Source organism: Hymenobacter sp. UYP22, assembly GCF_040547285.1.
Lineage (GTDB): Bacteria > Bacteroidota > Bacteroidia > Cytophagales > Hymenobacteraceae > Hymenobacter.
Genome location: NZ_JBEPPK010000008.1, coordinates 37,895 through 50,076, shown reverse-complemented (window position 1 = coordinate 50,076; position 12,182 = coordinate 37,895). Strand labels below are relative to the sequence as shown.

General features: G+C 61.8%; 7 protein-coding genes. 3 read left to right on the top strand and 4 right to left on the bottom strand.

Annotation, left to right across the window (positions count from 1 at the left end):
• Positions 1–223: 223 nt before the first annotated feature.
• From ABIB60_RS13990 to ABIB60_RS13975, 4 genes are all read right to left on the bottom strand, one after another.
• Positions 224–2,617 carry a glycoside hydrolase family 3 N-terminal domain-containing protein gene (locus ABIB60_RS13990; RefSeq protein ID WP_354580698.1) on the bottom strand — a complete coding sequence of 798 codons (2,394 nt, stop codon included), beginning with the start codon at positions 2,615–2,617 and terminating at the stop codon, positions 224–226.
• A gap of 106 nt (positions 2,618–2,723) precedes the next feature.
• Positions 2,724–4,172, bottom strand: coding sequence for an alpha-L-fucosidase (locus ABIB60_RS13985; protein ID WP_354580697.1), 1,449 nt, complete (start codon positions 4,170–4,172; stop codon positions 2,724–2,726).
• Between the two features lie 105 nt (positions 4,173–4,277).
• Positions 4,278–4,997, bottom strand: a complete 720-nt coding sequence (locus ABIB60_RS13980; RefSeq protein ID WP_354580696.1) for a copper homeostasis protein CutC — start codon at positions 4,995–4,997, stop codon at positions 4,278–4,280.
• Positions 4,994–6,019 carry a glycosylasparaginase gene (locus ABIB60_RS13975; RefSeq protein ID WP_354580694.1) on the bottom strand — a complete coding sequence of 342 codons (1,026 nt, stop codon included), beginning with the start codon at positions 6,017–6,019 and terminating at the stop codon, positions 4,994–4,996. Before ABIB60_RS13975 ends, ABIB60_RS13980 begins: the two co-directional genes overlap by 4 nt.
• A gap of 1,373 nt (positions 6,020–7,392) precedes the next feature.
• On the opposite strand from ABIB60_RS13975, the gene ABIB60_RS13970 reads away from it, so the two are divergent.
• Genes ABIB60_RS13970 through ABIB60_RS13960 form a run of 3 tightly spaced genes read left to right on the top strand, consistent with a single transcriptional unit; the run spans position 7,393 to position 11,979 of the window.
• Positions 7,393–7,785, top strand: coding sequence for a hypothetical protein (locus ABIB60_RS13970; RefSeq protein WP_354580693.1), 393 nt, complete (start codon positions 7,393–7,395; stop codon positions 7,783–7,785).
• A gap of 50 nt (positions 7,786–7,835) precedes the next feature.
• The gene (locus tag ABIB60_RS13965) at positions 7,836–10,373 is read left to right on the top strand and encodes a DUF4132 domain-containing protein (protein WP_354580692.1); all 2,538 of its coding nucleotides are present in this window, start codon (positions 7,836–7,838) and stop codon (positions 10,371–10,373) included.
• A 19-nt stretch (positions 10,374–10,392) separates the two neighbouring features.
• The gene (locus tag ABIB60_RS13960) at positions 10,393–11,979 is read left to right on the top strand and encodes a TPM domain-containing protein (RefSeq protein ID WP_354580691.1); all 1,587 of its coding nucleotides are present in this window, start codon (positions 10,393–10,395) and stop codon (positions 11,977–11,979) included.
• Positions 11,980–12,182: the final 203 nt, after the last annotated feature.

Below are 12,182 nucleotides of genomic sequence, written 5' to 3'. Positions count from 1 at the left end.
GCGGAGAAGCAGGCAAAAAGCACATAGAGTTTACATTCGGCCCATCCGCACTTACTGTATCTGAACGCTATACCATAGCTAAACGCCCCAAATTTATCCGTCATGCAGAGCTGCAGGCGAAGTATCTCGCGTGCTGACGTCCGACTTACCGTTGTAACATCAGCACGCGAGATGCTTCGCCTGCAGCTCTGCATGACGTTCTGGGGCCAGCACCATAGCCTGTTCACCTCTGCTGCGCGGTGGTCGATACGGTAATGGCTTTGGTCACGTTGAATTGCGTTTGCAAGCGAATATCATCCGAAGCCGCGCCCACCATTACCGTGAAAGCGCCGGGCTCCACGGCCCACTCCAGGCGCTGGTTGAGCAGCATTAGGTCCTCAGCTGTTAGCGTAAACTGCACCTCTTTCTGCTCACCAGCTTTCAGGTTGAATCGTTGGAATTTTCGGAGCTGCTGGCCGGGCGTTACCACGGAGCTGACCTCGTCGCGGAGGTAAAGTTGGGCCACTTCGTCGCCGGCGCGGGCGCTGGTATTCCTGACGGTGAAGCGCACCGCTACGCTTACCGCGCCGTTGCTCTCGGTGGTGGTTGCGCGCAGGTCTGAATACGCGAATTGAGAGTAGCTGAGGCCGTAGCCGAAGCTGTAGAGCGGCTTTGCAGCCATTTCCACGTAGTTCTGGCGGGTGGGGCGCGGGGCGTTGTAGTACACCGGCAGCTGGCCCACGTGCCGGGGCACCGAAATGGGCAGGCGGCCGGCCGGGTTGTAGTCGCCAAACAGCACGTCGGCCACGGCATTACCGCCTTCCTGCCCGGGATACCAGGCGTCGAGCACGGCCGGCACGTGGGCCGCCAGCCAGTTCAAGTTCAGCGGCCGGCCTTTGATGAGCACTACTACGACCGGCGTGCCAGTGGCCACCACGGCCTCCAGCAATTCCTGCTGCTTGCCCAGTAGCTCTAGGGTGGCACGGTCGTACCCTTCACCGCTTTCCATGTCGCTGAGGGCCTGGGGGCCGGTGGCTACGGTGGCCGCGCCGGTACTCTGGTACTCGGTTTTGAAGTCGCGGGCACTGGAGCCGCCGAGCACCATTACGGCCACCTGGGCCTGGCGGGCGGCGGCTACGGCCGCGGCAATATCAGCCGTAGCGGTGTCCCGAATGGCGCAGCCCTTCACGTACGTTACCTGCGTTGCCGCCGGTACTTTGCTCCGGATGCCTTCCAGCACCGTCACGATGTTGCTTTCGGGCTGGGGCGCGGTGTAATCACCGAGCTGGTTGTAGAGGTTGTCGGCATTGGGGCCGATGACGGCAATGCGTTGCAGGGACTTGGACAGCGGCAACAGGTTTTGCTCGTTTTTCAGCAGCACCAACGACTCCTGGGCTACCTGCCGGGCCAGCTGCACGTGCGCCGGGTTGTTTACCTGCCGGGCCGCTTGGCGCACATCTACGTACGGATTCTCGAACAGGCCCATGTCAAACTTCAGGCGTAGCACCCGCCCCACGGCTTGGTTCAGCGTTTCGGTTGAAACGAGCTTCTGGTTGATGGCGTCCAGCAGGGCCTTGTCGTAGCCGTAGCCGCTCAGGTCGTCGTCGAGGCCGGCGTTGATAGCCTGGGCCGCCGCCTCGGCCGGAGTGGCGGCCACGTGGTGGCTGGTCATGATGCCGCTGATGCTGCCCAGGTCAGATACGGTGAAGCCCTGGAAGCCCCATTGCCGGCGCAGCACATCCGTCAGCAGGAACTCACTGGCCGAGCACGGCACCCCATCAATGGAATTATAGGAAGTCATAATGGACTGCACCCCGGCTTTCACCGCGGCGTGCACCGGCGGCAGAAAACTCTGGTACAATTCCCGAACTCCCGTGCTGATGCTGCCGCCGTTGTGGCCGCCTTCCGGCACCCCGTAGGCGGCAAAGTGCTTGAGCGTGGAAATGACGTTGCGGCCGCTCTTCAGGCTGGGGCCCTGCATGCCCTGCACCACGGCCACGCCCAGCTGGCTGGTGAGCACCGGGTCCTCACCGTAGGTTTCCTCCACCCGCGACCAGCGCGGCTCCCGGGCCAAGTCCAGTACCGGCCCGTAGCCGATATGCCCACCTTGCACTCGCACTTCGGTGGCAATGGCCGCCGCCATGCGTTGCAGCAGCGCAGGGTTCCAGGTGCTGCCCTGGCCTATGGCCGTGGGGAATACGGTGGTGCCAATAGCCATGTGGCCGTGGGGGCATTCTTCGGCCAGAAACAGCGGGATACCCAGCCGGGTGTGCTCCACGGCATACTTCTGCAAAGCGTTGGTGGCCTGAACTGCCTGGGTGGGGTTCAGGCCGGTGGTCAGGGTTTTACGGGTCCAGGGGTCGGCGCGCAGCGTGGCCCACAGGCCGCCGATGTGGCGTTCATCCACCGCTTTTCGGTAGGCTGCACTGGTACCAACCCGCGTGCCTTGCTTCTGGTACATTTCCCAACCCAGCACCGTGGAAAGCTGGCCCACCTTCTCCTCCACCGTCATGCGCCCGAGCAAATCCTGCACCCGCGCTTCTGTCGGCGCTTTGCTATTCTTGTACAGCGACTGGGCCGGTTGGGCGTGAGCCGCCGTACTGAGAAAGTATAACCCGAGGAGTAAGAGTTTACGCATTCGTAAATAGGGAGTAAGGCTTGCCCAAAAACCGTCATGCTCTGCATGACGTTCTGGCTTGCATCATGTGGGTGCTACATCTCAGAAAGGCACATAGCCGCAGCGCCTACTTTTCGGGCGTGAAGGCAAATGCCAGAGCCGGATATGCCCCGGCTTGTTTGGCCAGCGTTGCGGGCAGTGTTACCCGCACTTTGTCGCCTTGCCGGGTCCAGGTTACAGATTTGCCGATTTGCAGCAGCGTCAGCCGGCTGCCTTTTCTCGGAATGTTGCCCGTCCATTCAATGCTGGCGGGCGTGGGCTTATCCTCGGGCAAACAGGCAATGGCGTAGCGCGTGCCCGTTTTGCTCTGGGTGAAATAAGTGCGGCCATCCTGATAGTGCGCAGTGGGGCGGGTGTTATAGATGGCGGGTCCGTTCACGTCCAACCACTGACCAATTTTCTGGAGGCGGGTTACGGCTTCGTCGGCTAAGGTACCGTCGGGTTTCGGGCCCACGCCCAGCAGCAGGCTGCCGCCTTTGGCCACCACTTCTACCAGGGAGTGAATGATGCGGGTGGGCGACTTGTACTGGTCATTGGGCACGTAGCCCCAGTTGTTGGCCAGCGTCAGGCAACTCTCCCAGGGGTTGTCGATTTTGTGGTCGGGTACGCGCTGCTCGGGCGTCTGGTAGTTTTCGTAGGGGCCGTGCACGGTGCGGTCTACCATGAGCAGGCCGGGCTGGGCCTGGCGGGCCATGGCGGCAATGCGGGGCATGTTTACCTCCTGGCTGAACTCGGGAATGGGCGCACCCCAGGCCCGCACTTCGGCATTCACGGTTTCGCGGGGCCGCACCCAGCCCCCATCCAGCCACAGAATATCCAGGGAGCCGTAGTCGTGCATCAACTCACTGATCTGGTTGTAGGTAAACTGCTGGTACTGCTGCCAGCGCCAGGGGTACTTCCGGATGTCGTAGTTCACGTTGCGGTCGGGCGTGGCGTACTTGGGCCACCAGAAGTTTGGGGAGTGCCAGTCGGGCTTGGAGAAGTAGGCCCCCAGCATGAAACCTTCCTTCCGAAATGCCTCGAACACGTGCTTGGCCACGTTGGCGCGCGGGTTACTCCGGAACGGCCCCTGGGTGATGCTGAAATCCGACTGCTTGGTGTCGAACATGGCAAAACCATCGTGGTGCTTGGTAGTGAACACCAAGTAGCGCATGCCCGCCTGCTTGGCCACGCGGGCCCACTGCTCAGGGTTGAAGTTGGTGGGGTTGAACTGTTGGCTCAGGCCCCAGTACCGCTTTTTGTAGTCCTCGTACGCCACGGTGCTGTCCCGCTCAATCCAGCTTTCCGAGCACAGCTCCCACGACTCAATACTGCCCGGCACGGCGTACAGGCCCCAATGCAGAATCAGCCCGAATTTTTGGTCCTGCCACTTCTCCAGCTTCTGTTGAACCAGCGGGTCGGTGGGCGCTTCGTACTGGCTGGACTGCTGATGCACGCCTTGATTTTGGGCCCGCAAGGGCAGGCCGGTAGCGGCGGTGAGCAGGGCAAGGGTGAGAGTAGCTTTACGGAACTTCATACGCCGTTAAAATAGTGGTACGCCAGCCGTTTGCCGCCAGCAGCTCCCAGACTTCCGCCGGGCGGAGGCCTTATGCACAAAGGATAAGACGGGCAATGACATTGCTTAAGCAGCCTCCAGACGCGCCACCAGTTCCCGTACAATGGTGGCATCGGTTTCCCAGCGCGGCGCGTCAAACTCCGTGCCTTTAGCTGCGGGCGGAGGCGGGAGCAGCCGTTTGGCGCTGGCATGAAACTCCCGGGCCCCGGTGTGCCGCACCAGTTCCTGAAGCGTGGCGGGCGTAACCCCCGAGCCGGGCATGATGCTGATCCGCCCCGCAGCTTGCTGCACCAACGCGGCGAGCTGCTGCTGCCCGTGCGGCGCAGTGGGCTGCCCCCCGGAAGTCAGAAGGCGGTGGCAACCCAGGCTGATGATATCTTCGAGGGCTTGGCGCTGGTCGGGGCAGGCATCAAAGGCACGGTGAAACGTTACCGGCAGAGGCCCCGCCGCTTCCATGAGCATTTGGCAAGCCGCAAAATCTACTCGCCCCGCTGTATCCAACACCCCCAGCACCACACCTGCGCAACCCAAAGCGCGGCACTGCCGGATATCAGCCGCCATAATAGCCAGCTCCTCCGCATCGTACACAAAATTGCCCGGCCGGGGCCGAATCAGCACGAATACGGGGATGGTAAGCTGGGCTAATACCTGCTGAATGGTGCCGTAAGAGGGCGTGATACCGCCCTGCTCCAGGCTCTGGCACAGCTCTATGCGGTGCGCGCCCCCCGCCTGCGCCGCCACGGCCGACTGCACCGAGCCCGCGCAGATTTCCAGGGTCAGGCTCATTTCAGCAGGTACTCGGCCTGGATGAGCTGCTGCTGATTCTGGGCGTCGCAGACGGCGTAGCTGAAGCCTTTTTGCAGGGCAAAGGCGCCGTGTTGGCCCTGGGCACTAATGGCAATAAAGCACACCTGAATATCCTTGGCCTTGTCGCCCTTGATTTTGGCTACTCGCTCAATGGCCGCTTTGCAGGCCGCTTTTGGGCTCATTCCCTGGCGCATCAGCTCCACTACCGTGTGTGCCCCGGCTATGCGAATCACATCTTCGCCCTGGCCCGTAGCGGCAGCAGCGCCCACGGCATTATCCACAAACAAACCGGAGCCAATAAGGGGAGAGTCGCCGAGGCGGCCGCGCATTTTAAAACCCATGCCGCTGGTGGTGCAGCTGCCGCTCAGGCGCCCCTGGGCATCCTGGGCCAGCATGGCAATGGTATCGTGGTTGTTGGCCCCGCCTACCGGGCCCGTACCTTTCTTGCTGCCCGAGTTTTCGATATTGACCACGGGCTTGTACTGGCTGGTTTTGAGCCATTCCTTGTACGCCTTTTCCGCATCGGGGCTAAGCTTTTGGGCCTCCAGCGGGAAGCCCTGGGCCACGGCAAACTGCTGGGCGCCTTCGCCCACCAGCATCACGTGCGGGGTACGCTCCATTATGCGCCGCGCTACACTAATGGGGTGCTTGATGCGCTCTAGGGCCGCCACGCTGCCGCAGTTGAACTGGTCGTCCATGATGCAGGCGTCCAGGGTCACGATGCCTTCCCGGTCGGGGTTGCCACCCAGGCCCACGCAGCAGTTCTGGGAGGCTTCCGTTACCATCACACCGGCCTCCACCGCATCCAGGGCCCGGCCACCTTTGCTGAGTACCTGCCAAGCCCCCTGGTTGGCCGACAAGCCAGTGTCCCAGGTGGAAATTACCAGCGGTTTGCCAGCTACGGGTAGTGGAGGCAGGCTCAGGGCTTCGGCGGAGGGACTGGCGGCCAGCGCAGCCAAGCCAGCGGCTGAGGAGGAAAGAAACTTACGGCGAGTAGGCATGGAGTGAGGAAGTCGAATTGAGCTCCCTCAAAGAAACTGATTTTCAAGTGATGTTCCGCAGCAGTTATGCCGGGTAGCACTAGAGTTATTGCATGAACAATGTACGCACGCTGTAGAGACGCGATACTGCGCAAGCGGGGCGCTAACATACTGCAGGATATGGACACCACGGACGGGCTACCATTGAGCCGAGGAAGCGGAGCCTAACGCCAGCGGATACAACAGTAACCGGAGAGGGAATCTGCTTGCCGCCCCTACGGGTAGGTGGAGTTGTTGATACACCCCTCCCGCTTGGTGGCCCGGCGGCGCTGCGTGCGGTTGTGGCAGCAGTAGTTTGTCTAGGCTGCGTGGACAGTAACGCTTCTTACTACCAACCGGAACGTCATGCAGAACATGTGGCGCCTTAAGCCAGTGACGAAGCATCTCGCATGCTGACGTTGCAAGGGCAAGCATACATCAGCACGCGAGATGCTTCGCCTCTGGCTCTGCAGGACGTGGCGTTATGTAGACTTGCTTACTGTCCACACAGTCTAGCTCAACCAGACGCTCCTTGATGCTTGCTGTTCCGGCTTTCGGGCTTAACCACTGCGCTGGCGTGCCGGCCCGCGTCGGGCCCGAAGTAACCTTGCCTGCCGCGGTTAGTAAAGCTCAGAAAATAAACCGCTACTTTTCCCGCGGTTTTGGGCCGCAGCGCCCGGCTGCTCTATCCCGTGCCTGGCTCCTGGCCCGACCCCGCTGAAACCGAGCTACGAAGCATCAGGGCGCTCCGCTGCCCTGCCCCTTCCCTGCGCGCAAGGTACTCAAGGGCGAAGTCACGTATGCTATGCGCGGGAGTACTGGAGCAGCCTCGGGCTGCGGCGCTGTATTCCTTTCGCTCTGCGGGCTCTGCCCCGCTCTACCTGCTTGCTATGACTGACTTTGCTTTTGCCTACACCCAGGCATCAACCCTACCCCCAGGCCGAAGGCAACACGCTGCCGCTGGCCGCCCATGCAGAAAATGCCCACTCCCAGTGGTGTAACCTGCTTTTGCGGGGCTAGCTGCGTAACCCCTGGCTACCCGCCCGGGGCCTAACTATTCTGGCCAAGGTGGTGGCCGCGCTTCGGACCGCAGATTACTGCCCTGCGCACCTCTTGTGCTGGCTGGTACTGGGCAGTTGCGTTTCGAGGCCTTTCCCTCCTGCAAATTGTGCTGATGTGCGGACCCAGGAGCAGAAGGCTCTGATTGCCTTTCCTGCTCCAACCGCTACCCTAGCCAAATCCGCGGCTGCGTGAGCATACCAGCCTGAGTACCGGTGCGGGTGCACTCTCACCTATTCGCCCAAAAGCCGCTCCAACTCTCTTTTCCCTATCAATCTACCTTTCTTCCGTTCGTTATGCCTCTACTCACCATTCTCGATGAAACCGCCAGCGGCAGCATTTTGCGCCGCCTGGAAATGGAAGTTGCCCAGGAAACCCTCACCGTGCGGGAGCTGATAACCCAGCGCGTGCACGAGGAAGTAACGGCCTATAACGAGCAGCAGAGCGGCACCTTTCAGGGGCTGGTGCAGCCCACCGAGTCGGAGCGCACCCTCAACGGCTTCCATCTGCGCCCCCACCGGCTCATTGATGCCGAAAAGCAGGTGTACCGCGCCCTCGAAGCTTTCCAGCAGAACAGCTTTTTTGTACTGGTAAATGAGCGGCAGGCCGAAAGCCTGGAGGAGCAGGTATGGCTGGGAGACGGGGCCACGGCCAGCTTTGTCAAGCTCACGCCACTGGTGGGCGGCTGAGCCCGCCTGTGTACTGATCTGGTTCCTGACGCAAGCTGTTTTCTGTCCCCATGCCCACACAACGAAAAGAAGAATTCAACCCGGCCATTTTTGAGGATAACAGCCCCGAAGCTGTTGAGATGAAACCCGTACTGCTGGCCCTGCTGCCCCAGTTGCTGGAAAAAGACTACTACACCAAGCTCAACGACTTACCCGCCTACCAGGCTATCCGAGGCCAGAACGTAGCCTACCAGAGCCGGGTGGTACTAGCTCTGACGGCGGCCATTAACCGTGTGGATCGGGAGGAAAACTACCGTGTCCGGTGGAGCCTGGCCGAGGCCCTAACGGCCCTGATGCGCACAACCCTCAGCTTGTCGGAGGCGCAGTACCTGCGGCTGTTTGCTGATTACGGCCTTGATTTCGCCAACCCGGACGAGGTATCCGTAAACTTCTACCCTTTCCCGGTGCTCCTGACGCTAAACCAGGTGGCCAAGATAACCAAGCGCGGGCCTTTGGGAGAGGAAATGCTGACGTTTCTGCGCCAGCTGCGCGACCTCACGGCCGGACAAACCGGCGACCAGCTGAAAGTGCACCTCAAAACCCAGGAAATGTTGGGGCAGGCCACGGGTGAGCACACCCTGCCCACCGTCGTTTTTGCCGAGGGCGATGCGCTGGGCCGGAGCCTCACCCAGTTTGTGGCTGCCCTTGACCGTAGCACCCCGCCTACCGCCGCCTGGCTGGGCTTGCTGCAGCGCTGGCAGAAAGCCACCGGCTCCCAGCCCACCGCCAAACTGCGTCAGGAGCTGGATACCGCAACGGCAGCCATCGGGCCCGATGAGGTGCGCGCGCAGGGCCGCACCTGGCTGCAGCTGCTGATTGACCTTCCGGTGAAGGAGCAGCTGCACACCTACGAATACGCCAGCGGCTCCACCCACACCTATTCCTCCTGGGAGTTTCTCACGGAAGTTAACGCCACCGTGGCCAAGGGCCTGATCTGGACGCTGCAACCCCTGTGCGACGCGGGCCTGCTAGAGCAGCTGACTGCCTTGGCAGCCAAGTGCTTCCGCAAGATTCCGGGGAAAGGCCCACTGGCGGCGGGTCTGGGCAACGCCTGCCTGTTGGCCCTGTCCCAGAACGGCCTGCCCGGCGTGGCAGCCCTGGCCCGGGTGCGCTCCAAAATTCGCCAGACCAACACTCAGGAACTCATTGCCCGCTACATTGCCCAGGAGTCGGCGAAGCTGGGCGTGAGTCCGGCCGAAATTGAGGACATGGCCGTGCCGGATTTTGGGCTGGAAGATGGCCGCCTGCAAGAGGATGTTGCCGACTATACCGCCACGCTTACCCTGCGCGAGGGCAAGGCCGAGGTGCAGTGGCTCAAGGCCGATAAAGCCCTGAAAAGCGCCCCCGCAGCCCTCAAAGCCACCCACCCCGACGAGCTGAAAGAGCTGAAAGCCGCCCAGACCCAGGCCCAGCAAACCTACACCACCCAGCGCGACCGGCTCGACCGTAGCTTCGTGGATCAGCGCCGTATTCCCTGGCCCTGGTTTGAGCAGTATTACTTCCGGCACGGCCTGCTGAGTCTGTTGGCCCGCCCGCTCATCTGGCGCCTGCACCGCCCTGATGGCGCATTTCAGGATGCCATTTTTCAGCAAGATGCCTGGCAGGACGCCCTAGGCCAACCCGTACCCACCCCTACTCCCGACACGAAACTGCAGCTCTGGCACCCCGTGCTGACTTCAGCGGATGAGGTGCTGGCATGGCGGCGGGTGCTGGACACCAGGCAGATACGACAGCCGCTCAAGCAGGCTTTTCGGGAGGTGTATCTACTCACGCCCCCCGAGGAGCGCACCCGCACTTACTCCAACCGCATGGCGGCCCACATTCTCAAGCAGCACCAGTTCAACAGCCTGGCCAAGCTGCGCGGCTGGCGCTACCGCCTGCTGGGGGCTTACGACAAAGGCTACGACTCCGAAACGGCGAGCTTACCCCTGCCCATACATGACCTGACGGCCGAGTTTTGGGTGAGCGAAGTGTACGCCGACGGAGAATGGAACGACACGGGCATTTACAACTACGTGAGCACCGACCAGGTGCGCTTCACCCGGGCCAACGAGCCGGTGCCGCTGCCGGAAGTACCGGCCCTGGTTTTCTCGGAGGTGATGCGCGATGTGGACCTGTTTGTGGGGGTAGCCTCGGTGGGCAACGACCCGCAGTGGCGCGACAACGGCGGGCTGGCCCAGTTCCGTACTTACTGGGAAAGCTACTCCTTTGGTGACTTGAGTGAGGTGGCCAAAACCCGCAAGCTGGCCCTGGAGCGGCTGGTTCCCCGCCTGAAAATTGGTAGGGTGAGCGAAATCAAAGGCAACTTTCTGGTAGTGAAGGGCCACCGCCACGTCTACAAGATCCACCTGGGCTCGGGCAACATCCTCATGGAACCCAACGACCAGTACCTGTGCATTGTGCCAGACCGCTCCAGTAAGCAGCTCGGCTCCACCGACGTGTTTCTGCCCTTCGAGGGCGACGCCGTGCTGTCCATCATCCTGAGCAAGGCGCTGTTGCTGATGGACGACGATGAAATAACCGATGAAACCATTCTGCGGCAGCTATAGCACGGCTCCTGTTTTCGCTATGTCACTACTGCGCCTATGCATGCTGGGCTGGTGGGTGCTGGGGCTGCTCAGTGGCTGCCAGTCGGAGCCAGAGGCGGAGGGCCCGGCTCCAGCTGGCATCACCGCCGACAACTACCTGACGGCCATTCCTGACCCCAAAACCCTGGGAGAGACCTACGTGAGCGACCCGGACCAGGTGTTGCAGCCGGGTACCGTAGCCGCCCTCAACGCCCGCCTCGATAGCCTGGACCGGAGCCGGCGGGCCCACATCGACGTGGTAGTAGTGCGCAGCATTGGCGAGGCCGTGCCCAAAACGGCGGCCACAGCGCTGTTCAACCGCTGGAAAATTGGGGAGCAGGCCACCAACAACGGGCTGCTCATGCTCCTAGTGCTCGATCAGCGCCGGGTGGAGTTTGAAACCGGCTATGGCCTGGAAGCCGACCTGCCCGACATCATCTGTTTTCGCATTCAGCAGCGCTACATGCTGGAGCCTGCCCGCGCCGGCAACTACGACCAGGCCGTGCAGCTTGGCGTCGCGGCCCTTATCCGGCGGCTCAACCCTGCGCCCCCATTGCCCAGGCCGGTGCTGCGCACTGCCCAGGACTCGAGCCGGTATTACGTGGACAGCCTGCAGCATGCCCTTAAAGCACAACACGGGTTGCTCGATACCCACGACCCGCTGGATACGGCCTCGCCCGGGGAGAATTTGGCCGACAGCCACTCCGCGCTGGAATCATCCACTCCAATTGGTATCCTGGTAGTAGCTTTTCTGACGCTGATTCTTTACCTGGTGCTGTGGTACTGCACCACCCGGGGGCTGCCCGGCCGTGGCTGGCTGATAGTAGTGCCCTTTGCACTGGTTGCGGGCCTGTTGGTGCTGGCGTTCAACTATGGCGTAGCGGATTCCACGTGGGCTTTTCTGCTGCTGGCTTACAGCCTGCCTCTGCTGTATCTGCACGGCTACTTTGGCTGGCAATATCACCGGGCCCCAAGTAGCGTACCACCCCTGGAGCGCCCCCAGGCCTACAAGCAGCGGCAGGTGGCCCACCGGGGACTCGCCTTCACGGCTTATCTGTTTCCGCTGGGGCTGATGCTGTATTGGCCGTGGTACCGCCGCCATTTGGCTACGCTTCGCACAGCGCCCTTCGCCTGCCCCACGTGCGGCCAGCCCATGCAGCTGCTTAAAGGCAAGGCAGAAAAAAGCCACCTACTTCCCGGCCACCAAGTCGAAGAAGCCATCCGGACGATTGATTATGACGTGTGGGAATGCGCCAACGGGCATACAATCTCTCTGGCCTACCCCAACCCCGACAGCGAAGTCCGGGAGTGCCCGGCCTGCAAGCACCGCACCCTCAAGCCGGGGCGGCTGCGGGTAGAACAGGCGGCTACTACCAAAGCAGCAGGCTGGGGCTGGCAGATAGAAACGTGTCATTTCTGCAAGCACGAAGAGAAAACCAGGGAAGTAATTCCGCGCCTCCCCGACCCATCCACCCGCACTTCCTCCAGCTCCTCCTACTCTGGCAGCAGTAGCTCGAGTAGCAGCAGCTCCAGCAGTAGCAGCAGTGGGGGCTCCTCGGGTGGTGGCGGGGCGGGCAGCAGCTGGTAAGCCAGGGCGTAGCCCAGGCCGCCACAAACCTCGCCTCGATGTCGCCTACGCTGCCGCTCCCAACCAGTTACGCTTCCCACGGCACAGCAGCCTCAACTAGGCGGCTCCAACCCCAGACCGGTACTTGAACGGCTTGGATTTACCTGTACAGCCACACGCCAACTGTGGCCTAACTAGGGGTGCCGCTAGCGGAAGAAGCAAGA

Coding starts and splice junctions, on each gene's coding strand:
- ABIB60_RS13960 (WP_354580691.1), top strand. CDS start 10,393: ATGTCACTACTGCGCCTATGCATGCTGGGCTGGTGGGTGCTGGGGCTG.
- ABIB60_RS13965 (WP_354580692.1), top strand. CDS start 7,836: ATGCCCACACAACGAAAAGAAGAATTCAACCCGGCCATTTTTGAGGAT.
- ABIB60_RS13975 (WP_354580694.1), bottom strand. CDS start 6,019: ATGCCTACTCGCCGTAAGTTTCTTTCCTCCTCAGCCGCTGGCTTGGCT.
- ABIB60_RS13985 (WP_354580697.1), bottom strand. CDS start 4,172: ATGAAGTTCCGTAAAGCTACTCTCACCCTTGCCCTGCTCACCGCCGCT.
- ABIB60_RS13990 (WP_354580698.1), bottom strand. CDS start 2,617: ATGCGTAAACTCTTACTCCTCGGGTTATACTTTCTCAGTACGGCGGCT.
- ABIB60_RS13970 (WP_354580693.1), top strand. CDS start 7,393: ATGCCTCTACTCACCATTCTCGATGAAACCGCCAGCGGCAGCATTTTG.
- ABIB60_RS13980 (WP_354580696.1), bottom strand. CDS start 4,997: ATGAGCCTGACCCTGGAAATCTGCGCGGGCTCGGTGCAGTCGGCCGTG.